The 22,802-nt window shown below is 60.3% G+C and carries 25 protein-coding genes; 16 read left to right on the top strand and 9 right to left on the bottom strand.

Annotated features, from left to right (window positions below; translation table 11 throughout):
- Window positions 1-80: 80 nt before the first annotated feature.
- Window positions 81-593: an RNA 2',3'-cyclic phosphodiesterase gene (gene thpR / locus ACN0RV_RS17250; protein WP_417349533.1), complete on the top strand. Its 513-nt coding sequence runs from the start codon at window positions 81-83 to the stop codon at window positions 591-593.
- A gap of 149 nt (window positions 594-742) precedes the next feature.
- A complete protein-coding gene (locus ACN0RV_RS17245) occupies window positions 743-1,621 on the top strand; it encodes a GGDEF domain-containing protein (protein ID WP_417349531.1) in 879 nt (292 codons plus the stop codon).
- Window positions 1,622-1,677: 56 nt separating this feature from the next.
- Here the strand turns inward: ACN0RV_RS17245 and pepB are convergent, their stop codons facing one another.
- On the bottom strand, window positions 1,678-2,949 hold the full coding sequence (gene pepB / locus ACN0RV_RS17240; protein WP_417349529.1) for an aminopeptidase PepB: 1,272 nt from the start codon (window positions 2,947-2,949) through the stop codon (window positions 1,678-1,680).
- 89 nt (window positions 2,950-3,038) lie between these two features.
- On the opposite strand from pepB, the gene ACN0RV_RS17235 reads away from it, so the two are divergent.
- From ACN0RV_RS17235 to panD, 9 genes are all read left to right on the top strand, one after another.
- Window positions 3,039-3,692 carry an NAD(P)H-binding protein gene (locus tag ACN0RV_RS17235; RefSeq protein WP_417349528.1) on the top strand — a complete coding sequence of 218 codons (654 nt, stop codon included), beginning with the start codon at window positions 3,039-3,041 and terminating at the stop codon, window positions 3,690-3,692.
- Window positions 3,682-4,392 carry a DNA/RNA nuclease SfsA gene (sfsA, locus tag ACN0RV_RS17230; protein ID WP_417349527.1) on the top strand — a complete coding sequence of 237 codons (711 nt, stop codon included), beginning with the start codon at window positions 3,682-3,684 and terminating at the stop codon, window positions 4,390-4,392. The genes ACN0RV_RS17235 and sfsA overlap by 11 nt, the downstream gene beginning before the upstream one ends.
- A 162-nt stretch (window positions 4,393-4,554) precedes the next feature.
- Complete coding sequence (gene dksA / locus ACN0RV_RS17225; protein WP_136851094.1) at window positions 4,555-5,001, top strand: RNA polymerase-binding protein DksA; 447 nt, start codon at window positions 4,555-4,557, stop codon at window positions 4,999-5,001.
- A gap of 51 nt (window positions 5,002-5,052) precedes the next feature.
- A complete protein-coding gene (gene gluQRS, locus ACN0RV_RS17220; RefSeq protein ID WP_417349526.1) occupies window positions 5,053-5,931 on the top strand; it encodes a tRNA glutamyl-Q(34) synthetase GluQRS in 879 nt (292 codons plus the stop codon).
- A 255-nt stretch (window positions 5,932-6,186) separates the two neighbouring features.
- Entirely contained in the window at window positions 6,187-7,422 is a 1,236-nt protein-coding gene (pcnB, locus tag ACN0RV_RS17215) for a polynucleotide adenylyltransferase PcnB (protein ID WP_417349524.1), read from the top strand.
- Window positions 7,422-7,940, top strand: a complete 519-nt coding sequence (gene folK / locus ACN0RV_RS17210) for a 2-amino-4-hydroxy-6-hydroxymethyldihydropteridine diphosphokinase (protein ID WP_417349522.1) — start codon at window positions 7,422-7,424, stop codon at window positions 7,938-7,940. Before pcnB ends, folK begins: the two co-directional genes overlap by 1 nt.
- A 77-nt stretch (window positions 7,941-8,017) precedes the next feature.
- The gene (gene panB, locus ACN0RV_RS17205) at window positions 8,018-8,812 is read left to right on the top strand and encodes a 3-methyl-2-oxobutanoate hydroxymethyltransferase (RefSeq protein ID WP_417349584.1); all 795 of its coding nucleotides are present in this window, start codon (window positions 8,018-8,020) and stop codon (window positions 8,810-8,812) included.
- Between the two features lie 9 nt (window positions 8,813-8,821).
- The gene (gene panC / locus ACN0RV_RS17200) at window positions 8,822-9,673 is read left to right on the top strand and encodes a pantoate--beta-alanine ligase (RefSeq protein WP_417349520.1); all 852 of its coding nucleotides are present in this window, start codon (window positions 8,822-8,824) and stop codon (window positions 9,671-9,673) included.
- Between the two features lie 190 nt (window positions 9,674-9,863).
- A complete protein-coding gene (gene panD, locus ACN0RV_RS17195) occupies window positions 9,864-10,244 on the top strand; it encodes an aspartate 1-decarboxylase (protein WP_028111008.1) in 381 nt (126 codons plus the stop codon).
- A 475-nt stretch (window positions 10,245-10,719) separates the two neighbouring features.
- Here panD and trmB read toward each other — a convergent pair whose 3' ends face one another.
- The 6 genes from trmB to mpl form a co-directional block, all read right to left on the bottom strand.
- Window positions 10,720-11,442: a tRNA (guanine(46)-N(7))-methyltransferase TrmB gene (trmB, locus tag ACN0RV_RS17190; RefSeq protein ID WP_417349518.1), complete on the bottom strand. Its 723-nt coding sequence runs from the start codon at window positions 11,440-11,442 to the stop codon at window positions 10,720-10,722.
- A gap of 55 nt (window positions 11,443-11,497) precedes the next feature.
- Window positions 11,498-12,268 carry an ABC transporter permease gene (locus tag ACN0RV_RS17185; protein WP_417349516.1) on the bottom strand — a complete coding sequence of 257 codons (771 nt, stop codon included), beginning with the start codon at window positions 12,266-12,268 and terminating at the stop codon, window positions 11,498-11,500.
- Window positions 12,265-13,203, bottom strand: a complete 939-nt coding sequence (locus ACN0RV_RS17180; protein WP_417349514.1) for an ABC transporter ATP-binding protein — start codon at window positions 13,201-13,203, stop codon at window positions 12,265-12,267. The genes ACN0RV_RS17185 and ACN0RV_RS17180 overlap by 4 nt, the downstream gene beginning before the upstream one ends.
- 151 nt (window positions 13,204-13,354) lie before the next feature.
- Window positions 13,355-13,888, bottom strand: coding sequence for a hypoxanthine phosphoribosyltransferase (gene hpt, locus ACN0RV_RS17175; protein WP_417349512.1), 534 nt, complete (start codon window positions 13,886-13,888; stop codon window positions 13,355-13,357).
- 2 nt (window positions 13,889-13,890) lie between these two features.
- Window positions 13,891-14,529, bottom strand: coding sequence for a flavin prenyltransferase UbiX (locus ACN0RV_RS17170; protein WP_417349510.1), 639 nt, complete (start codon window positions 14,527-14,529; stop codon window positions 13,891-13,893).
- Window positions 14,529-15,881: a UDP-N-acetylmuramate:L-alanyl-gamma-D-glutamyl-meso-diaminopimelate ligase gene (gene mpl, locus ACN0RV_RS17165; protein ID WP_417349508.1), complete on the bottom strand. Its 1,353-nt coding sequence runs from the start codon at window positions 15,879-15,881 to the stop codon at window positions 14,529-14,531. The genes ACN0RV_RS17170 and mpl overlap by 1 nt, the downstream gene beginning before the upstream one ends.
- A 227-nt stretch (window positions 15,882-16,108) precedes the next feature.
- Between mpl and ACN0RV_RS17160 the strand changes: the two genes are divergently transcribed.
- From ACN0RV_RS17160 to ACN0RV_RS17150, 3 genes are all read left to right on the top strand, one after another.
- Window positions 16,109-17,440 carry a Na+/H+ antiporter NhaC family protein gene (locus ACN0RV_RS17160; RefSeq protein WP_417349507.1) on the top strand — a complete coding sequence of 444 codons (1,332 nt, stop codon included), beginning with the start codon at window positions 16,109-16,111 and terminating at the stop codon, window positions 17,438-17,440.
- 76 nt (window positions 17,441-17,516) lie between these two features.
- Window positions 17,517-17,846: a hypothetical protein gene (locus ACN0RV_RS17155; protein ID WP_136851068.1), complete on the top strand. Its 330-nt coding sequence runs from the start codon at window positions 17,517-17,519 to the stop codon at window positions 17,844-17,846.
- Between the two features lie 96 nt (window positions 17,847-17,942).
- Window positions 17,943-18,200 carry a hypothetical protein gene (locus ACN0RV_RS17150; protein ID WP_417349505.1) on the top strand — a complete coding sequence of 86 codons (258 nt, stop codon included), beginning with the start codon at window positions 17,943-17,945 and terminating at the stop codon, window positions 18,198-18,200.
- 40 nt (window positions 18,201-18,240) lie between these two features.
- Here the strand turns inward: ACN0RV_RS17150 and ACN0RV_RS17145 are convergent, their stop codons facing one another.
- Window positions 18,241-20,430, bottom strand: coding sequence for a DPP IV N-terminal domain-containing protein (locus ACN0RV_RS17145; protein ID WP_417349503.1), 2,190 nt, complete (start codon window positions 20,428-20,430; stop codon window positions 18,241-18,243).
- A gap of 111 nt (window positions 20,431-20,541) precedes the next feature.
- Window positions 20,542-20,925, bottom strand: a complete 384-nt coding sequence (locus tag ACN0RV_RS17140; protein ID WP_417349501.1) for a bactofilin family protein — start codon at window positions 20,923-20,925, stop codon at window positions 20,542-20,544.
- Between the two features lie 253 nt (window positions 20,926-21,178).
- On the opposite strand from ACN0RV_RS17140, the gene ACN0RV_RS17135 reads away from it, so the two are divergent.
- Together ACN0RV_RS17135 and ppa are read left to right on the top strand one after the other, a co-directional pair.
- Window positions 21,179-22,147, top strand: a complete 969-nt coding sequence (locus tag ACN0RV_RS17135; RefSeq protein ID WP_417349499.1) for a class 1 fructose-bisphosphatase — start codon at window positions 21,179-21,181, stop codon at window positions 22,145-22,147.
- Between the two features lie 35 nt (window positions 22,148-22,182).
- Window positions 22,183-22,716, top strand: coding sequence for an inorganic diphosphatase (gene ppa, locus ACN0RV_RS17130; RefSeq protein WP_417349497.1), 534 nt, complete (start codon window positions 22,183-22,185; stop codon window positions 22,714-22,716).
- The last annotated feature ends 86 nt before the right edge of the window (window positions 22,717-22,802 follow it).

The following is a 22,802-nucleotide window of genomic DNA, read 5'->3' as shown; positions in this document are numbered from 1 at the left end:
GCATCGGGGCCAAGGGGATGGTCGCTTTCGCCAACGGCCGGGAATATACTGACCTTAAAGGAGTTCAATAAAAGAGAGCCATGGCCGAACGACTGTTTTTCGCCCTGCCCGTCAGCATCAGCAGCCAGATGGCCCTGATTAAGCATCAGGCCCACCTGGGTCAGTTGGGCCGAGTGGTGCCCGCCACCAACTTTCACCTGACCCTGGCCTTTCTCGGTCAGGTGACCCAGAAACAGAAAGAGGCGCTGCTCGACCGCTGGCAGGAACTGGAGGTGCCCAGGCTGAAGCTGACCCTGAATCGCTACCTGCATTTCCCCAAGGCCGGCGTGGTCTGTCTCGGCTGTGACCAGCCCCCCATCGCCCTGAACCGATTGGCGGCGCAGCTTCGGCGGGATGCCGCCCAGCATGGGCTGCACAATCATCGGGCCCCGTTTCGCCCCCATGTCACCCTGTTCCGTGGGGTGCATGAGGTCACCGAACTGCCCGAGCCTACCCCGGTCACCCTGGAACTTAACGAAGTGCAGCTGATGCGCTCTCACAGGGAGATGGGGAAGCTGATCTACAGCCCCCTGGTGCGCTGGCACGCGCCCTGAAACGCGACGACCTCTCATCTTAAACACGGCCTCTTTTGACCCGGTTCACAGCCTCCATTTATTTGCTGACATATGTGAACGGCTTAACAGAATCAACCACTTAATTGCAACAACATGGACTCATAAGGGCACTGCCCGAGGACTGAGCCATGTCAATGAACACCCTGCTTCCGCTGATGGGCAATACCATGGTGATTCTGGGAATCACCATGCTGAGCTTCGCTTCGCTAAAAGTCGGCGAACTGCTGCAACGCCTGCCCAACCCGGGGTTACGGCGCCGCTGGCAGTTCCTGCGCCTGCTGATCCTGATGTTCATCCTTGGCTACACCGGCTTCAGCCTGCTGAACTGGAACACCTACCAGGACTGGACCCATATGCTGGTTCCCACGGTGTTTTTCGGCGGTGCCATCTTCGTGTTGCTGGTGTGCTCCCTCTCCCTGAAGACCACCAAGGTGGTGCAACAGGTCTACAGCCTCCAAAAAGAAGCGGTTACCGACCCGCTGATGGGGATATTCAACCGTCGCTATCTGGACCGCCGGATGCAGGAGGAGGTGCTCAGCTGTCGCGAAAACCTGCGTCCACTGACCCTGATGATGCTGGACATCGACCACTTCAAGAAGATCAACGACACCTATGGTCACCCTGTGGGTGATGAAGTTTTAAGGGCTCTGGGCAGCCTGCTGGTGCAGCACACCCGCAACGCCGATATCGTCGCCCGCTACGGCGGCGAGGAGGTGGTGGTACTGCTGCCGAACACCAGCGGCAATGAAGCCAGGGCGCTGGCGGTAAGACTTCACAAGGAGATCGCCAAACTTAGAGTTCCGCTGCCTGAAGTTGACAGGAACCCACGCCCCCCCATCTCCTTCTCGGTCAGTATCGGTGTGGCAGGCTGCAACGCCACCTCTGCCGATGCCATTCGGCTTCTCACCGCCGCAGACCTTGCGCTGTACCAGGCAAAACAGAATGGCCGAGACCGGGTCGAGTGTTGCCCCGATCTGAGGCTGGCCACAGCGACCTGTGCAGCCTGACCCTAAAAAAGCGCCCCGCAGAAGCGGGGCGTTCTCTTTATTCAGGCCAGTCTGAATCAGTTCAGCAGCTTGGCCAGGGTCAGCATGCCCACACCGGTGGCACCCTCGGCCCACCGGCCGTTGGCGGAATCTGAATAGCAGGCAGACAGATCAAAGTGCAGCCAGCCCTGCTCAGGTTCACCGGCGAAGCGGCTCAGGAAACCCGCCGCATTGGAGGCGCCACCGAAGCCACCGCCCTTCTGCGCCTTGGAGTTGGCGGTATCAGCGAAGGCGGAGGGGCATTTGCCCTGGTGGAACTTGGCCAGGGGCAGACGCCACAGACCTTCATCCACTTCGGCAGCGGCAGCCATGGCATCGGCACAGGCGCCGTCGTGCAGGCCGAACAGGGCGTTGTAGTCATCGCCCACGGCCACCATGGCGGCACCGGTCAGGGTGGCCGCGTCAATGATGCGCTTGGCGCCGGCCTCATTGGCGGCCATCAGGCCGTCGGCCAGCACCAGGCGACCCTCGGCATCGGTATTGACGATCTCAACACTGGTGCCGTTTTTATACGTGAGGATGTCACCCAGTTTGTAGGCATGGCCTGAGATCAGGTTTTCGGCACAGCAGAGGAACAGCTTCACCCTCTTGTTGAGGCCGGAGCTGATGGCCAGATGCAGGGCGCCCGCCACGGTGGCGGCACCGCCCATATCGCACTTCATCGCCACCATGGAGGCGCTGGGTTTCAGGCTGTAACCACCGGAGTCAAAGGTGATCCCCTTACCCACCAGAGCCACTTCAACGGGGGCATCGGCATCGCCGGAAGGGTTGTAGTCCAGCTCCAGCAGAACCGGAGGGCGCTCAGAGCCGCGGCCGACACCGTGGATCCCCACCCAGCCGGCGGTCAGCAGGGCTTCACCCACCCACTGCTTGGATTTCACCCTGTCCGGAGCCAGGGCGGTGATCTTCTCGGCCACCCGATCCGCCAGCGCTTCCGGACTGAGATCTTCCGGCGTCATGTTCACCAGCTCACGCAGCCAGTTGGCGGATTGCCACTGACGCTCCAACTGCTCAGATTCACCGGCCCAGCGAATCTCACCATCGAGCTTGGCAGTCTGGAAACCGTTGGCGAAGTGCCACTGCAGGGCCGGGGTCCAGCCTTCGCCACTCAGCTCAACCCGGCGGATTCCCTGGCCGGTAAGCTTGCGGGCGGCGCCCTGAACCTGACGACCCAGGTCATCATCTCCCAGATGGATGCGGGCGGTGTCGCCCTCGAAGCTCAGAGAGGCTTCGCCCCAGTGGGCGGGGGCACTGTCCTGGGTCAGGACCACTTTCATAAAGTTGCTCATGCGTTGTTCCCTTGCATTTTGTTATCCGACGCAGTGTATCATTGTGGCCCATCCCGCGTAACCAGCGGGGATTGCTTAAGGAATAAGCCATGAGCCAAACCGCCGTCGTCATCGGCGCCACCGGAGTGGTGGGCCGGGCCCTGGTCGACCTGTTGAGTCGTCATCCCAAGATCCAGCAGGTTCGCACCCTGACCCGGCGCCCCGCCCCCCATGCCAGCCCCAAGGTGGAGAACCGGGTGATCGACTTTGACCACCTCAGCCAATTCGCCGAATTGATGAAGGGCGACCTGCTGTTCTCCTGTCTGGGAACCACCAGAAAGCAGGCGGGCTCCATCAAGGCGCAGCGAAAAGTGGATTACAGCTACCAGTGGCGGGTGGCGGAGCTGGCCGCCGAACAGGGAGTCGGCCATTACCTGCTGGTCTCCTCCAGTGGCGCCGATCCGAGCTCGACCTCCCCCTACCTCAAGATGAAGGGGGAGTTGGAGCAGCGGGTGCGCTCCCTGCCCTTTAATCGCATCAGCATCTTCCAGCCCTCTCTGTTGCTGGGCCAACGCAGCGATTTTCGCCCAGGGGAGACCCTGGCAGCTCTGGTGATGCCCGCACTCTGTCTGCTGCCCGGACTACGCCGCTTCCGCCCCATACGGGGCGAGCATGTGGCGGCCAAAATGGTGGCGGTGAGTCAGAGCCCGGGCCATCCCATAGAAACCTTCCGCCTAGACGAGTTATTTGATTATGAAGTTTGATGCGCCCCTAAAGTCCGCCACCCTAATCAAAAGGTACAAACGATTTTTGGCCGACGTGGAGCTGGCCGACGGCAGTGTCTTTACTCTGCACTGCGCCAATACCGGCGCCATGACCGGCTGCGCCACCCCGGGAGACAGGGTCTGGTACAGCACCTCGAATAACCCCAAGCGCAAATACCCCTGCAGTTGGGAGCTCACCCAGACCGCCGCCGGCCACTTTATCGGCATCAACACCGCCACTGCCAACACCCTGGCCCAGGAGGCGGTGGAGCAGGGCCTGCTCCCCGAGCTGGCAGGGTACGCCAACCTGAGAAGAGAGGTTCGCTACGGTGTGGAAAACAGCCGAATCGATCTGCTGTTGGAAGATGAACGTAAACCTTCCTGTTACATTGAGGTCAAAAGTTGCACCCTGTTGCATCAGGGACAGGGCTTCTTCCCCGATGCGGTGACCGCCCGGGGGCAGAAGCACCTGAGAGAGCTGATGGAGATGCTCGACCAAGGTCATAGGGCGGCCCTGCTGTTTTTGGTGCAACATACAGGCATAACCCAGGTTTCCCCGGCAGATCATATTGATCCCGCCTACGCCAAACTGTGCAGAGAGGCCGCCGACAAGGGTGTCGAGTTTTACGCCGTAGGGACTGAGATCTCGCCCGATGGCATAACTGTGATGAAGCCACTGCCCGTGCTTCTCACCCTGTGACTAATGCTTGTCAGCGTTACTGAATGGTGTTATACGGGTAAAAAGGAACTGGAGCAGTAGAGAATTTCGGACACAGTTTGCTTTGGCAAAAGTGATCTGCTATAGATACCGCCCACTTTTTCTGAGGAACGCCTCGCGCTTGGAAATGACAGGAGACGCGTGATGCCGGACGGCAAAGCGAAAAAGATCGGTGTACTTGCCTACGCCAATGTGGAACCTTACCGCGAAGAGCCCGGTGAGGAGTACATGAACGAGAAGCAGCTGGCGCACTTCAAGGCCATTCTTGAAGGTTGGCGCACCATGCTGCGAGAAGAGGTGGACCGCACGCTGAACCACATGCAGGATGAAGCCGCCAACTTCCCTGATCCTGTGGACCGCGCCGCCCAAGAGGAGGAGTTCAGTCTGGAGCTTCGTACCCGGGACCGTGAGCGTAAGCTGATCAAGAAGATCGAGAAGACCCTCATCAAGGTTCAGGAAGATGACTTCGGTTTCTGTGAATCCTGCGGTGTCGAGATCGGCATCCGTCGACTGGAGGCACGACCCACCGCTGACCTCTGCATCGACTGCAAGACACTGGCCGAAATCAAAGAGAAACAGATGGCCGGCTAAGACGACAGATGAAACGGGAGCTCAGGCTCCCGTTTTCTATTCCAGAGCACCATGACAGACTATATCGGGCGCTTCGCCCCCTCCCCCTCCGGTCCCCTTCACTTTGGCTCCCTGGTTGCTGCCCTGGGCAGCTGGCTGCGTGCCCGCAGCCAGAAAGGCCAATGGCTACTGCGAATGGAGGATATCGACCCCCCCCGTGAAATGGCGGGCGCCGCCGACGACATACTGCGCACCCTGGAGCGCTTTGCCCTCACCTGGGATGGCGAGGTGCTCTACCAGAGCCAGCGTCATCAGGCGTATGATGCCGCCCTGACCTGGCTGCAACAGCAGGGACTGGCTTACTATTGCAACTGCCCCCGCAAGCGAATCAAGGCGCTGGGTGGCGTCTATGATGGCCACTGCCGGGGCCGCGACCTCGATGGCCGGGACTGTGCCATCCGGCTGGTCAACAACCGGGGCGTATCCAGCTTCGAAGATGGCTTGTTGGGCACCATAGTCACCGACTGCGAGTTTGCCGAGGAGGATTTCATCATCCATCGTCGTGACGGGCTCTACGCCTACCAGTTGGCGGTGGTGGTGGACGACGCCTTTCAGGGGATCACTGAAGTGGTTCGGGGCAATGACCTGCTGGAAACCACGGTACGTCAGCAGACCCTGCAACAGGCATTGGGGCTGCCCATTCCGGCTTACCTGCACCTACCACTGGCGGTGTGGTCCGACGGAAACAAGCTCTCAAAACAAAATCATGCTCCGCCCATCGGTGAGACCGCACCGGAGTTGGCACTGAGCCGGGCCCTGGCGTTTCTGGGGCTGACGCCACCGCCGGACCTGTGGCAAGCGCCCTGCCCCACACAACTGACCTGGGCTGTGAGCTGCTTTCAGCTGTCCTCTGTGCCCAGGGAGAGGAAGATCCTGTTACAGGAAAGCTGACATCGTCTGCCATACCCACAATAGCGCTGCGGCTTATCATTTCGGCAGCGATGGGGTATCATGGCGCGCCGATAATACCTTCAACCCTTACAGCCTGAAATTCAGTCGAGGTGTACCATTCTTAAGCGTCTGACCAAACTGGCAAAAAAACTTGTTAGTCGGGAACAAGAGATCCAGTTAGAACCCGAGCTGCAGATCTACCCCAGAAAAACCCACGGGGTATCACGCTCAGACATCAGCGAAAACGCCCTGAAGGTGCTCTACAGGCTGCATAAGGCGGGGTATGACGCCTATCTGGTGGGCGGCGGCGTCCGCGACCTGCTGCTGCGTCACCAGCCCAAAGATTTCGATGTGGCCACCAACGCCACCCCGGAGCAGGTTCGCCGCCTGTTCCGCAACTGCCGTCTCGTGGGCCGCCGGTTCCGCCTGGCCCACATCCTCTTCGGCCGTGACGTCATCGAAGTGGCCACCCTGCGCGGCCACCACGAGGAAGAGAGCAAGCACGCCAAGAAGGACGACAGCGGCCGCCTGCTGCGCGATAACGTCTATGGTTCCATCGATGAAGATGCCGAACGCCGCGACTTTACCGTCAACGGCCTCTACTACGACATCAGCGACTTCAGCATCCGAGACTACTTCGGTGGCATGGAAGATCTCAAAGCCCGCCGCCTGAAGCTGATTGGCGACCCGGTGAAGCGCTACAGTGAAGATCCGGTGCGCATGCTGCGCGCGGTGCGCTTCGCCACCAAACTGGAGTTCGACCTGGACCCCAGTGTGGAGAAGCCGATCCACAAGATGGCTCATCTGCTCAGCGACATCCCGGCCGCCCGTCTGTTTGAGGAAACCCTCAAGCTGTTCATGTCCGGCAAGGGCCTGGAGAACTTCCGCATGATGCGTGAGTTTGACCTGTTTGCCCCGCTGTTCCCCATGCAGGACAAGATGATGAACGGCGAAGAGGGCGACAAGGTGGTGAGCCTGGTGGAGGCGGTGTTGCGCAATACCGACGACCGGGTCAACGCCGACAAGCCCGTGACCCCGGCCTTCCTCTATGCGGCCATGCTCTGGTACCCCATGCAGACAATGATGGCCAAGCGCACCAGCAAGGGCGTCAGTCATTATGATGCCATGATGACCGCTTGCGGTGAGGTGGTCAGCGCTCAGAGCAAAACCATCTCCATGCCTCGGCGCTTCTCCACGCCGGCCCAGGAGATCTGGCAGATGCAGTCCCGCCTGGAGAAGCGCGCCGGTGCCCGAGCCTTCCGTGCCTTCGAACACCCGCGCTTCCGCGCCGCCTACGATTTTCTGGTGCTGCGTGGCGAAGCCGAAGGGGGCGATGTGGCCGAATTGGCCCGCTGGTGGACCAAATTTGTGGAGTCCGACGATCAGGCCCGCCGCCTGATGGTGCGCAACCTGGGCTCCGAGGGTGGCCAGCGCCGCCGTCGCCGTCCACGCCGGCGCAAGCCCTCCGGCCAGAACAAGCCGGACGCCTGATGACCACCAGTGCCATTGTCGCCCTGGGCAGCAACCTGGGCGACTCCCCGGCCATCCTGGCAGAGGCGCTGCAGGCGATTCACCGCCTGCCCGGCACCAAGGTGGTGCGCGCTTCCTCCCTCTACACCAGTCCCCCCATGGCGGGGATGCAACAACCTGATTACTGCAACGCCGTGGCGGCCGTCGAAACCGATCTGGCCCCCCTGGCGCTGCTGGACGCCCTGCAGGCCATCGAACTGGCCCAGGGGCGGGAAAGGCACGAGCGCTGGGGCGCCCGTACCCTGGACCTGGATCTGATCGGCTTCGGTGACCAGTGCATCGACAGCGAGCGACTGACCGTCCCCCACTATGGCGTGGCGGAACGGGCCTTTGTGCTGCTGCCCCTGTTTGAGATCGCGCCCGGCTACCAGTTTGCCGACGGCCGCCAGCTGACCACCCTGCTGGCCGCCTGTCCCCCCCAGACCCTATACAGAAAACCGGATTCTCTCCTGTTTTCAAGCGGTGACAGTCCGGCTTAATAGGCTTCTCATTTGCAAGCCGGCCGTCATTAGAATATAAACTCCGATCCAACATCGAGCATTTGATGAGCAATCTGATGAAAGCGATCACCACTGCCACCCTCAAAAAGTGGAAGCAAGAGGGGAAAAAATTTGCTTCCTTGACCGCCTACGACGCCAGCTTTGCGGCGACGTTTGAATCCCAGGGCGTACCCGTCATGCTGGTGGGCGACAGCCTGGGCATGGTACTGCAGGGACACAAAGACACCCTGCCGGTCACCGTGGAACAGATCGCCTATCACACCCGTTGTGTCCGCGCCGGCGCCCAGAAAGCGCTGATCATCGCCGACATGCCCTTTATGAGTTACGCCACCCGAGAGCAGGCTTTCGAAAGCGCCGCCGTCCTGATGCAGGCGGGCGCCCAGATGGTGAAGCTGGAGGGGGGTGAGTGGCTGCTGGACACCGTCCGTGGCCTGACCGAGCGTGGCATCCCTGTGTGTGCCCATCTGGGTCTGACCCCACAATCTGTCCACCAGTTTGGCGGCTTCAAGGTCCAGGGCCGCGGCAGTGAGCAGGCTCGCCAGATCCTGGAGCAGGCCAAAGGCCTGGAGGCCGCTGGCGCCAGCCTGCTGGTGCTGGAGTGTATTCCCAGCACCCTGGCCCGCCACATCACCGAAAACCTCAGCATCCCGGTCATCGGCATCGGTGCCGGTCCAGATACCGACGCCCAGATCCTGGTGATGCATGACGTTCTGGGGATCACCAGCGGGTACATCCCCAAGTTCTCCAAGAACTACATCAAGGAGCACGGCACCATTCAGGCGGCCGCGGCCGCCTTTGTCCGTGAGGTGGAGGAGGGGATCTTCCCCGCCGAGGAACACGGCTTCGAGTAAGGAGAGCCCATGCAAACCATCAGTGATATCCACCGGCTGCATCAGCAGCTGAAGCAGTGGCGAAGCCAGGGGCAGACCATCGCCTTTGTGCCCACCATGGGCAACCTGCACAGTGGTCACCTTTTGCTGGTGAAAGAAGCGAAGCAGCGTGCGGACCGTGTGGTGGTCAGCATCTTCGTCAACCCGATGCAGTTCGGGGCCGGGGAAGATCTGGACGCCTACCCACGCACCCTGGAGCAGGATCAGGCCTCCCTGGTGGAACTGGGTGCCGATCTGCTGTTCACCCCCACTCCGGATCTGCTCTACCCCAAGGGGCTGGAGAATCAGACCTTTGTGGAGGTGCCCGGCATCTCCATGCTCTACTGCGGCGAAAGCCGTCCCGGCCATTTCCGGGGCGTCGCCACCGTGGTGTGCAAACTGTTTAACCTGGTGCAGCCGGATCTGGCCCTGTTTGGTATGAAGGATTACCAGCAGCTGGCCGTCATCCGCACCATGGTGCGGGATCTCAATATGCCCATTGAGATCCTGGGGATCGAGACCGTTCGTGACAGCGACGGACTGGCCCTAAGTTCCCGCAACGGCTATCTGAGCGCCGATGAGCGCCAGCTGGCCCCGGAGCTGAAACGCACCCTGGACTGGATGGCCGAAAAGCTGAATGAAGACAATGATCTTTGCGCACTGGAACAGCAGGCGGCCGACCGTCTGAACAGTGCAGGGTTCAGCACCGACTACATCCATATCTGCCACGCCCACAGCCTGGAAAAGGCCGGTTCTGCTGACAAGGAACTGGTGATTCTGGCAGCCGCCCAACTGGGCCGGGCGCGGCTCATCGACAACCTGCGGGTGGATCTGGCCGACTGATTTGGCTATAGTGCTCAGGTTAAAAAGGTGTAACAACCTGACTCAAAAGCCCGGCGACGCTAGGGGAACAGGCTTTCTCCGGCGTCGTTGTGCCACTTGAGCTGGCCGACGAGCCATCGCCCATGGGGCGAAGTAGACGGTTCGCCCTCAGGGGCTGGATCTTACCCAGAAGTAATTAGGGAATAACTAGATGCAACGTATCATGTTGAAGGGGAAGCTGCACCAGGCCCGCGTTACCCACGCGGAGCTGGAGTATGAAGGCTCCTGCGCCATTGATCAGGATCTGTTGGACGCCGCCGGCATTCTCGAGTACGAGAAGATTGAGATTTACAACATCGACAACGGTGAGCGGTTCAGCACTTACGCCATCAGTGGCGAGCGTGGCTCCAAGATCATCTCCGTGAACGGTGCTGCCGCCCATAAGGCGAAGCCCCAGGACCGTGTGATCATCTGTGCCTACGTGGTCATGGACGATGAGGAAGCGAAAGCGCACAAGCCTCAGCTGGTTTACCTGAACCAGGACAACGACATCAAGGGTACTGCCAACGTCATTCCGACCCAGGCAGCCTGATCCACAGGATCATCCCTTGTCAGGAAAGCGTCGCCTTGTGCGGCGCTTTTTTTATGGGCCGCACCTGCCCCTGAGAACCCAAAGGCTCCCACGAGGGTTGGCTTAACATCGAGGAGACAGCACGGCAGAGAGCGCCATGGGTACACGCAGAGGCCCCAGGATCTATACCAATGGACGCACGGTGGTCATCTGGAAGCACAACCTCCCTGACCCGGTTGTTTCAGAGGCTTTAGGGTCTCAGCAGGCTAGAGCACCGCCAGCCAGAGAATAGCCCCTTCCGAGGCCATCACCAGGCTCATACCGACACCAATCACCAACCACTTCTGCTGCACTCTGCTCATTACGCTGCTCCTTCCGGGTAACCGCTCCAATACATGAGGGAATTGCGAAAGCCATGCCAGAACTGTGTCTATTTAAAATCATAGACTTAAACAGACTGATAACAAGTGCAACGGACTGATATTAGTGAATAAGGCTAACTTTTGGTGGGATTCGCAGGCAGCAGCAAACTCTGCTGCCAGGGCAGAGAAAACTCTTTCAGATCCGCCCTCAATTGATGAAGGGGCTGTCCGCTGAGGCGGTACTTGCGCTCGAAGGGGGTCAGATCCTCACCGTCGAAACCCAGGGTATTGACCTTGGCCTCGATGCCGGCGATGGCCAGGCCCTGGGCAAACTCCTGCAGGTAGAGGCGCCAGTTGGAGCGCATCTCCAGTTTGCCCCCCAGCATCAGCAGGTAGGGAAACACCGCCGCCCCATGCCAGCGCCGCTGCAGGTGAGCGGACTTGGGCCAGGGGTTGGGGTAGAGCAGGTAGTGATGACTCAGACGCCAGTTGTCGGCCACCGCCAGCCGCCAGAAGTCGTTCAGGTCCACCCGGGCCAGCAGGTAGTTGTCCGCCTCCTGGCGATACCCCTCATGCTTGCCCAAGCGGTGGGCGGACTTGTCCATGCCGATCACCACCGCCTCCGGATGGCGCCTGGCCAGGTTGGCGGTGCTCTCCCCCACCCCACAGCAGGAGTCGAAGATCAGCGGCCGGCCATCTGCCCGGATCCACTCCCGTATCCGGTAGAAGGTCTCCAGGGTGGCGTCGTGGAACGGCTTCTGGAAGGGCCTGGCCAGGTGCTTTTGCACCAGGGAGTCCAGGCGGTCATGGACACCGGACTGGTTGGAGACGATGGTGCGGGAGTTGGCGTCGTGCATAGCGGGTTCCGAAATAGGCAGAGAAGGCAGCGACCCGGGCCGCTGCCGCCAGGGCTCAGTGGCGCAGGCCGGTGCCCTTGTTGATCAGGTGATAGGCGATGCCAAAGAACAGGGCCACGAAGGTGAGGATCACCGCGAAGGCACTTCCCAGGCCGATGTCGCTGCTTCCCAGGAATCCATAGCGGAAGGCGTTGATCATGTAGACAATGGGGTTGAGCTTGGAGACCCCCTGCCAAACATCCGGCAGCATGCTGATGGAGTAGAACACCCCGCCCAGGTAGGTTAGCGGCGTCAGCACGAAAGTGGGAATAATGCTGATGTCATCGAAGCTGTTGGCAAAGATGGCGTTCAGCAACCCCGCCAGGGAGAAGAGCACCGAGGAGAGCAACACCACGGAGACCAGCACCCAGGGGTTGTGTACCTGAATGTCCACAAACAGCAGGGCCACCACGGTCACGATCGCCCCCACGCACAGGCCACGGGAGACGCCGCCGCCGATGTAGCCAAGGATGATCAGCACATTGGGCACCGGTGCCACCAGTAGCTCTTCGATGTTGCGCTGGAACTTGGCGCTGTAGAAGGAGCTGGCCACGTTGGAATAGGAGTTGGTGATCACCGCCATCATGATCAGGCCCGGCATGATGAACTCCATGTAACTGAAGCCCCCCATCTGGCCGATGCGGCTGCCCACCAGGTTTCCGAAGATCAGGAAGTAGAGGGTCATGGTGATCGCCGGCGGCACCAGAGTCTGAACCCAGATGCGGGTAAAGCGGTTGATCTCCTTGCGCAGCAGGCTGCTGAACGCGATGTAGTAGGGGTGACTCACGCCTGGGTCTCCTTACGGCCGTTTTCCACCAGGGAGACAAACAGCTCCTCCAGCCGGTTGGCCCGGTTTCTCATGGACAACACTTCAATCTTCTGTTCGGTCAGCTTGGCAAACACCGCATTGAGCCCATCCTCCTTGGCCACGTCCACCTCCAGGGTGTGATCGTCCAGGCGACGATGGGAGAAGGGGGACAGGTCCGCCTCCGGACTGCCCGGCGCCAGATCCAGGATAAAGGTCTCGACGCTGAGCTTGGCCAGCAGCGCCTTCATCGAGGTGCACTCCACCAACTCACCCTTGTCGATGATGCCGATGTTGCGACACAGCATCTCCGCCTCCTCCAGGTAGTGGGTGGTGAGGATGATGGTCACCCCCTGGCCATTGATGCGACGCAGAAACTCCCACATGGAGCGGCGAATCTCAATGTCCACCCCGGCGGTGGGCTCATCCAGGATCAGCAGCTTGGGGTGGTGCATCAGCGCCCGGGCGATCATCAGTCGGCGCTTCATCCCCCCGGACAGGTTACGGGCCGGCGTATCACGTTTGTCCCACAGCTCCAGCTGGTCCAGATACTCCTTGGCACGTTCCTCGGCCAGGGGACGGGGCACGCCGTAGTAGCCCGCCTGATTGATGACAATCTGCTTTACCGTCTCGAACTGGTTGAAGTTGAACTCCTGGGGCACCAGGCCGATGTGGCGCTTGGCCGCTTCCAGTTCGGTGTCCAGGGGGTGACCGAACACCTTCACCGAGCCGGAACTCTTGTTCACCAGGGAACTGATGATGCCGATGCTGGTGGACTTGCCGGCGCCATTGGGGCCGAGCAGGGCAAAGAAGTCCCCCGCCTCCACGCAGAGGTCGATCCCCTTCAGGGCTTTCACCCCACCGGGATAGGTCTTTTTCAGGTCGGTAATTTCGAGTGCGGGCACGCGCGAGGTCATGGTTGGCTCCAAGCTGATAAGGCGGCCATTATACCCCCGCTACCAAAAGATAAAAGCGATTACGCGGCGCAGCTTTGTCGGTAAAACTCTGCGGCAATGTGACAGAAACAGAAAGGGCGCCCAGCGGCGCCCTCAGGGTGCGGTCCCGGGATCACTCTTCGGACGGGATCACCTTGGCGATGTAGGGCAGCTGACGGTAGGCTTCGGCGTAATCCAGGCCATAGCCCACAACGAACTCGTCAGGAATGGCCACACCCACGTACTTCACCTCCACGTCGACGACACGGCGGCTGGGCTTATCCAGGAAGGAGGCGATGGCCAGGGAGGCGGGCTCACGGGATTTCAGCAGCGCCAACACCTTGGAGAGGGTGCGACCGGTGTCGATGATGTCTTCCACCACCAGTACGTGGCGATTCTTGATGGAGCGTGCCAGATCCATGACGATCTTCACGTCACCGCTGGACTCGGTGCCCTCACCGTAGGAGGAAGCGGTCATGAAATCCAGGTGAACATTGCCGTCCAGGCGGCGCACCAGGTCAGACATGACGATGACGGAACCTTTCAGCAGGCCCACCACCAGCAGGGAGTCCACACCGGCGTAGTCACGGTTGATCTGCTCGGCCATCTTATCCAGGGCTTGGTTGATCTCCGCCTCGGAGATCATCACTTCCAGGGTATGTTTCATAGTTATTCTCTGTTTGGGTCTGTAGGGTTGCCATAGCCCCAGCGGGGCAACAGCTGATGTTCAATATCCAGATGATCCAGAATCCTTGCCACCATAAAGTCCACCAGATCCTCGATGGACTTGGGCTGATTATAGAAACCCGGGGCCGCCGGCATGATGGTGGCCCCAAGCTGACTCAGCTTGAGCATATGTTCCAGGTGAATGGCGTGGAACGGCGTTTCACGGGGTACCAGAATCAGCTGGCCCCGCTCTTTCAGTACCACGTCTGCGGCCCGCTCGATGAGGTTGTTGCTCATGCCGGTGGCCACTGCGGCCAGGGTTCCGGTAGAGCAGGGGCAGATAACCATTTGCCGGGGAGCGGCGGATCCGGATGCCACCGGTGAAAACCACTCCTCCTTGCCAAACACCTGCAACTGCTCTTCGCTGACTCCGAAATGGGCCCGGAGCAGGTCACCGCAGGCTTTGGGGTTACCCGGCAAGGCAAACTTCTGCTCCTCAACGAACACCACCCGGGCGGCCGCGGAGATCATCACAAATACCTTGCGGCCGGATTGTAGCAAACACTCCAGCAACCGCAGCCCGTAGGGCGCGCCGGAGGCGCCGGTAAAAGCCAAAGTGATAGTTTGATCACATTTTTTCATTACAGCGCCTCCAGTGCGCTCAGCAGCTTGCCGTGGATGCCACCGAAGCCGCCATTACTCATCACCACTATGGTGTCTCCCGCTCGGACGTCTTTCATCAGTGTAGCCACCAGGGCCTCAACGCTGGGGCTGAGGGTAACCGGTACCGGCGCCTGTTTCATCGCCGCAGCCATGTCCCACTCAAGCCCTTCTGGCTGCAGCAGGAAGGCTTCATCGGCGTCCTTGAGGGCGTGCGCCAGGGTGTCCTGGTGCACCCCGGCCTTCATGGTATTGGAGCGGGGCTCGAGTACCGCCAGCACCCGACCATAGCCGACCTTGGCGCGCATCCCCGCCAGACTGGTGGCGACAGCCGTAGGGTGATGAGCAAAGTCGTCGTAGACCCGAACGCCATTGGCCTCACCCTTAAGCTCCATGCGGCGCTTGGGCCCCTGGAACCGGCCAAGGGAAGCGATGCCATCGGCGGGACGCACCCCGACGTGTCGGGCAGCCGCCAGGGCCCCCAAGGCGTTACTGATGTTGTGATCGCCAATCAGCTCCCAATTCACCTCCCCCTGAAGCTCTCCGTCAAACCACACCTGGAAGCGGCTGCCATCGTCGGTGAGCATCACCGCCTTCCAGCCATCCTCGCCGATGAGGACCTGTTCGCTCCAGCATCCCATCTGGATCACCTGGGCCAGGTTGGCATCCTGCTGAGGCCAGATCACCTGGCCACTGCCGGGCACGGTGCGCATCAGGTGATGGAACTGACGCTGGATGTCCGCCACAGAGCCGAAGATATCGGCGTGGTCAAACTCCAGGTTGTTCATCACCAGGGTGCGGGGACGGTAATGGACAAACTTGGAGCGCTTATCGAAAAAGGCGGTGTCGTACTCATCCGCCTCCACCACAAAGAAGGGGGTCTCGCCCAGGCGAGCGGAGACACCAAACTCTCGCGGCACACCGCCAATCAGGAAACCGGGGGCCAGATCGTTGTCCTCCAGCAACCAGGCCAGCATGGACGCGGTGGTGGTTTTGCCATGGGTACCGGCAACCGCCAGCACCCAGCGCTGGGGCAGCACAAACTCTGACAGGAACTGGGGACCACTGGTGTACCTCAGCCCTCTGTCCAGCACCGCTTCCACACAGGGATTGCCCCGGCTCATGGCATTGCCGATCACCACGATGTCCGGCTGTGGCTCCAACTGGTCAGGCTCAAAACCCTGAATCAGCTCGATCCCCTGCTCCTGCAACTGAGTGCTCATGGGTGGATAGACGTTGGCGTCACTGCCGGTGACCTTGTGGCCGAGACTGCGGGCCAACAGGGCGATTCCGCCCATGAAGGTGCCGCAGATCCCCAGAATATGAACGTGCATGGTGAGATCCCGATATCAAACTGGCGTCAGTGTACCTTCTGCGCCTCCATGGCGGCAAAAACAATCAGTTATGGCCACCAAGATGCAAAAACATCAAAACGTCTAGACGTCTAGATTGACACAATTGAGGAGATCCGACACAATGCGGCCATTGCCCACTCGACATGGGGTGTCGAGTTCACGCCGCAGACCAGGATGGCCGCAGGTTGGAAGAGATAAGAGATAGCATGAGTCAGTCCCAAACCCTTACCGCCGCCCAGCCCCAGAGCAGCTCTGCCGTTGCCCTGCTGCCGCTGCTGCTGTTCCTGGCCACCTTCGTCGGTGCCGGCCTGTATCACCAGAGCCAGGGGGCGGACTTCGCCTTCTATCAGCTCTCCCCGGTGATCGCCATCCTGCCCGCCATCGTGCTGGCCTTTGCCCTGGCCCGCCAGGCCATCGACAAGAGTCTGGATCAGTTCATTGCCGGCATCGCCGACAACAACATCATCGCCATGTGTCTGATCTATCTGTTGGCGGGCGCTTTTGCCTCCGTGGCCAAGGCCACCGGCGGTGTGGACGCCACCGTCGCCCTGGGCCTGACCCTGATCCCTGCCTCCCTGCTGCTGCCCGGCTTCTTCCTTATCGCCGGCTTCATTGCCACCTCCATGGGGACCTCCATGGGGACCATTGGCGCCCTGGCGCCCGTGGCCTACGGCATCGCCCAGCAAGCAGGCATCGATCCAGCCCTGATGGCCGGTGCGGTGATCTCCGGCGCCATGTTTGGTGACAACCTCTCCATCATCTCCGACACCACCATCGCCGCCACCCGTACCCAGGGGTGTGAGATGAAGGACAAGTTCCGCGAAAACATCCGCGTCTCCGCGCCCGCTGCCGCCATCACCTTCGTGCTGTTCCTGGTACTGGGTTCCGGTCAGAGCGCCGTGGATGCAGGCAGCTACGATCTGATCAAGGTACTGCCCTACCTGACCATTCTGGTGCTGGCCGTAGCTGGTGTGAATGTATTCCTGGTGCTGCCTGCCGGCATCCTGCTGGCTGGTGTCAGCGCCATCGCCGGTGGTGAATACAGCGCCATGCAGCTGGGTAAAGATGTGTACGCCGGCTTTACCGGCATGCAGGAGATCTTCCTGCTGTCCATGCTGGTGGGAGGCCTGGCCGCACTGATGAAGCAGCAGGGTGGCCTCAACTGGCTGGCCAATAACGCCGCCGCCGCCATCGCCCGCTTCAGCAAGAAGGAGCAGTCTCCCCGCGCCGCCGAGCTGGGCATGGCGGGTATCGTGTCGGCCACCAACCTGTGCACCGCCAACAATACGGTATCCATCATCATCACCGGTTCCGTGGCCAAGGATCTGGCAGACCGCCATGGCGTTCGCAAGCGCCGTGCCGCTTCCATGCTGGATATCTTCTCCTGCATCACCCAAGGGCTTATCCCCTGGGGTGCTCAGGCCCTGCTGACCGGCGCCACCTTCAAGCTCTCGCCTCTGGTGGTGGTGTCCAATGCCTGGTATTGCCTGGTGCTGGCTGCGGTTGCCGTTGTCATGGTGAGCCTGCGCAAGGCATAATAACCCCTTCAGTTACCTGTTAAAAAAGCCGGGGCACTGCCCCGGCTTTTTCGATCTGCAGCAGCGGGAGAGATCTGTGAACCCCACCAACCACGGCCTGAAACGTTTCGGCATCGCCATGGCCCTGTACCTGGCCGCCTTCTTCGTCGCCTTCGCCCCCTATGTGTTCGTCCAGACTCCCGAGGAGGTGGCCAACATGATGGGTGGTGCAGGCGGCTGGGCGATGATCGCCGCCCTGGTGGTGGCCATGCTCGGCTTCGTGGTCAACCTGATGGGGATTGGCAGCAGTCTCAATGCCCTGCGCAAGGGCGCGGGCAGCAGCGGCGTATTCTCCCTGCTGGCCAATCTGCTGCCCGTGGTCCTGATTGGACTGATCCTCTACAGCAACCGCATGCTGATGTTCTAAGGATGGACAGCACCACCCTGGCACTGCTGCATGGCTTTACCGGGCTGACGGCGATGGGTTGTGGGTGATCCCCCTACCTGCAGATGGTGATCTCTGATGGATAGCACAACACTGGCGCTGCTGTATGGCTTTACCGGGCTGATGGCGATTATCGCGCCCTATCTGCTGATGGTGTTCCTGTTTGCCGGCCCCTGGTGGACACCGATTATTGGCCTCGCCCTGTTTGTCGGCATCCTGACCTTTCTGCCGCCGCCGGTGGCCCTGGTCTCCTGCTACCTGGCCGTGGCAGGCATCATCCTGACTCTGGGGTGGCGCTGGTGGAAGAAACGCCGCCAGGCCGAACAGCAGCGATAAAAAAACCGCCTTTCGGCGGTTTTTTTATGCTCCTCAGCCGTTACAGACGGCGGTTGAGGAAGTCCTCAATGGTGGCCATCAGGTGCAGGCCGACGCTCTTGCCGCGCATGGAGTGTTTGGAGCCAGGGTAGTCCTTGGACTCATACAGCTTGCCGGCGTCCTGCAGCACTTTATACAGCTGGGTGGAGTTCTGATAAAGCACGTTGTCATCCGCCATGCCGTGGTAGACAAACAACTGGCCCTTGAGGTCCTTGGCATAGGGGAACACCGCCGACACCTTATATCCTTCGGCGTTTTCCGCCGGGTGGGCCAGGTAACGCTCGGTGTAATGGGTGTCGTACAAACCCCAGTCGGTCACCGGCGCCCCGGAGACACCGGCGGCAAAATAGTCTCCCGCCTTGAACAGCCCCATCAGCGCCATGTAGCCGCCGTAGCTGTGACCGTAGATGGCCAGGCGGTCCGCATCCACCCACTCCAGGCTGCGCAGGAACTTGGCGCCAGTGATCTGATCCTCCACCTCCACCTTGCCCAGGTGACGGTAGATCTCACTCTCGAACGCATGACCACGAGCGGTGGAGCCACGGTTATCCAGCTGGAATACCCCGTACCCCTGCTGCACCAGGTACTGGGTGAAGTAATCGTGACGACTCCAGGCGTCTTTCACCGTTTGCGCCCCGGGACCTCCATAGACCCGCACCACCACAGGGTAACGCTTGCCCGGCTCCACCTGGGGCTTGAACAGGCGGTAGTGCAGAGTCATGCCATTGTCCGCCTTGAGGGTGCCATACTCGGGCTGGGTCCAGTCGCCCCAATAGCTGGCCAGTGGGTGGCCTTTGTCTATGGCGTTCTCCTCAATCCAGGTCAGCTGCTCCCCGTTGGCCTTGTGCAGACTCAACTGAGGCGGCTGACGGTTGGAGGAGAAGTGATCCAGGTAGACGCTGCCATCCTTGCTGAACACGGTTGCGTGGAAACCCTGGCGCTGGCTGAGCTTCTCCACCTTGCCCCCCTCCAGGGGAACCCGGTAGAGGTGACGCTCGGTGGGGGTGTCCTTACGGCCGCTGAAGTAGACCCAGCCACCGGCTTCGTCTACCGCTTCCAGGGCGTCCACCGCCCAGTCCCCATTGGTCAGCTGGCGCACCAGCTTGCCGCTGGCATCCATCAGATAGAGGTGACGGAAACCGCTGCGCTCAGAGCTCCAGATAAACCCGGGGCGCTGCTTGAGGAAATGCAGATCGTCGGCCAGATTCACCCAGCTGTCACTGGTCTCGGTCAGCAGCAGGCTGCGCTTGTTGGACTCAGGCAGCCATTGCCACAGCTGCAGGGTCTGCTGATCACGGCTTTGCCACTGCCAGGTCAGGGCCTGGCTGTCGGCGCGCCAGTTGACCCTGGGCAGGTAGCCGCCCTTGTCTTCGGCACCGGGAGCCCAGGCCAGCTGGCCATCACCCAGGCTGACCACACCCACACGCACCTTGGCGTTGTCTTTGCCTGCGTAGGGGTAGCGCTGTTCGGTGAGCTTGATGCCGTCGGCGTAGATCTCGTTGCGGATCACCAGCTCCACCGGGGATTCATCCACCTCCAGCAGGGCGATGGCGTGCTCATCGGGCGCCCACCAGTAGCCGCTCATCCGATCCATCTCCTCCTGGGCGACAAATTCGGACATGCCATGCTTGAGGGAGCCCTCACCGCCCGTGGTCAGGCGCCGTTCTTTACCGCTGGCCAGGTCGATGATGTAGAGATCCTGATCTCGAATGAAGGAGACATAGTTGCCCTTAGGCGAGAAGCGGGCATCGGTTTCGAACGCCTCGGTGCGGGTCAGCTGACGAGGTTTTTCCCCATCCAGGCGATACAGCCACAGGTCACCGCCTATGGGGAATAGCAGCGCCTGGCCCTGGCTGTCCCAGTCATACTCAAGCAGACCCTTGCCGAAGATGCGCTGACGCTCCCGGCGAGCCTTCTCCTCTTCGGAGAGTTCCCCCTCCTCAAACAAAGTGGAATCCAGCAGGCGGCTGCGCTGACCGCTCTCCAGACTGTACTGCCAGAGATCGAATCGCTCGATGTCATCTTCGCGGGGGGCAAGCCAGGTGACGCGTTTACCGTCGGGAGAGAGGGCGGGCTTAAAGGGCTGGGAACCAGCCAGAGCCGGCTCGCTGACAATACGCTCCAGTGTCAGCGGTTGGGCCTGAGCCAGAGCGGACACCAGCGTCAGCCCGGCCAGAATCAGTGGTTTCATGGTCTGTCATCCTGCAGAGTCGAATGGCAGGATTGTCCACAAAACCGAAGGGAATCACAAACCGGCTCGCCCAAAGGGTCACTTTAGATTGCCGGTTTTTATCGTCGGATATCAGGCCTCTTGGGCCTCGTCCAGCTTGTTCTCCAGCAGCTTCGGCCCATCTTTGACCCGAGTACCGATAAACTGACCGCCGTTAAAGATCTCGATTTTATCTGTAACAATTTCCCCTTCGACGGTACCGGTGGCGCTGATGGTCAGACGCTGGCATTGCACTTTGCCCTCGATCCGCCCCTCCACCTGCAGCTGGTCAGACACCACCCGGCCGTGGATCTCCCCCTGGCTCTCCACGACCACCAAACCTGTGGCGGTCAACTCACCGTCGATGCGACCGTCGACGACACAGTCACCCTCAATGTGGAGACTGCCCTCCAGACGGCTGGATTGGGCGAAATAGGTCAGGCCGGAACGGCTTTTCTTATTGGCTTTCCCAAACACGATGGCATACCCCTAATCTAATAATTGTGTCTTTCATCAGCGGTGTTCAATCACCCTGCTATCCATCCCTAGGCGACCTGTTATAAACAAAACTGTTACCCGTCTCAAGCGAATAAAATTCACACAGCTCGTTTTTTTCGGTCAGATCGCGCTGTCCCACCATCTTAAGCGGCGTTTAACGCTGCATCTCATCACATTTTTCGCTATCATTGCCGGTTAATTAATCCAGCCAATCATAAAGATAGGACCCTGCATGCAACGCCTACACGAGTCCCTGATTAAACAGGGCTTAACTACCGAGTTACAACAACTGATTATGACCCTGGCCGAGTGCGGCGTAGAGATCAGCCGACTGGTTCGTGGTGGCGCCCTCGCCGGGGTGCTGGGCGTAGCCGAAACCGAAAACGTACAGGGTGAAACCCAGAAGAAGCTGGATATCATCGCCAATGACCTGATCAAGGAGAAGCTGGCCACCAACCCACTGGTGAAGGGGATCGCCTCCGAAGAGGAGACCGACGTGGTGCCCGCCAATGATGCAGGTCAGTACCTGGTGTGCTTCGATCCCCTGGATGGTTCCTCCAACATCGACATCAACTCCCTGGTCGGCACCATCTTCTCCGTGCTGCCCGCCCCGGAGGGCGAGGTGAACGAACAGGCCTTTATGCAGCCGGGCATCAATCAGAGCTGTGCCTGCTACATGCTCTACGGCCCCGCCACCGTGCTGGCCATGACCACAGGCAACGGCACCCTGATGTTCAGCCTGGATCCCAGCTCCGATGAATTCATTCTGATCGATGAGCGTGTTGAGGTGCCTGCCGAGACCGGTGAGTTTGCCATCAACATGTCCAACCAACGCTTCTGGCAGGCGCCGATGCAGAGCTACATCGCCGACCTGATCCAGGGCAAAGAGGGCCCTCGCGGCCGCAACTTCAATATGCGCTGGATCGCCGCCATGGTGGGCGACGTGCACCGTGTGCTGAGCCGTGGTGGCCTGTTCACCTACCCTCAGGACACCAAGAACCCAGCCAAACCTTTCAAGCTTCGTCTGATGTACGAAGCCAACCCCATGAGCTTCCTGGTTGAGCAGGCTGGCGGCAAGGCGTCCACCGGCTATGAGCGCATCATGGAGATTCAACCGGATCAGATCCACCAGCGGGTGGCGGTGATCCTGGGGTCGGCGGACGAGGTAGACACCTGCCTGCGCTACCACAGCGAAGGCTGACCCAATCAACACTCTGGCTGTTTAAGGAAAAATCTATGAGCCTGAATCACGTACCTGCGGGTAAATCTCTTCCGGACGATATCTATGTGATCATCGAGATCCCGGCGAACCACGACCCCATCAAGTACGAGGTGGACAAGGACAGCGGTGCCCTGTTTGTGGACCGTTTCATGAAGTCGCCCATGTTCTACCCAGCCAACTACGGCTATGTGAACCAGACCCTGAGCCTGGACGGTGATCCTGTGGACGTGCTGGTACCCAGCCCCTTCCCACTGGCCCCCGGCTCAGTGATTCGCTGCCGTCCCGTTGGCGTACTGAACATGACCGACGAGTCCGGTGAGGACGCCAAGATCATTGCGGTGCCCCACTCCAAGCTGACTCAGGAGTACGACCACATCCAGGACGTGGACGATGTTCCTGCCCTGCTGAAGGCGCAGATCACCCAGTTCTTTGAGCGTTACAAAGAGCTGGAGCCCAACAAGTGGGTGAAAGTGGAAGGTTGGGCCGATGCGGCCGCGGCCCGTGAGGAGATCCTCTCCTCCGCCAAGCGCTACCAGGATCAGGGCTGATAGCCCGCACTGACCCGTCCTAAAATACGTTGACGGTTTTTGACTAAGCCAGTTGTCAGTGACAACTGGCTTTTCTATGCACCTCT

This window comes from Ferrimonas sp. (assembly GCF_048263965.1).
Taxonomy (GTDB): domain Bacteria; phylum Pseudomonadota; class Gammaproteobacteria; order Enterobacterales; family Shewanellaceae; genus Ferrimonas.
Note: the sequence above shows the minus strand (reverse complement) of the source record. Positions and strands in the feature narration are given on the sequence as shown.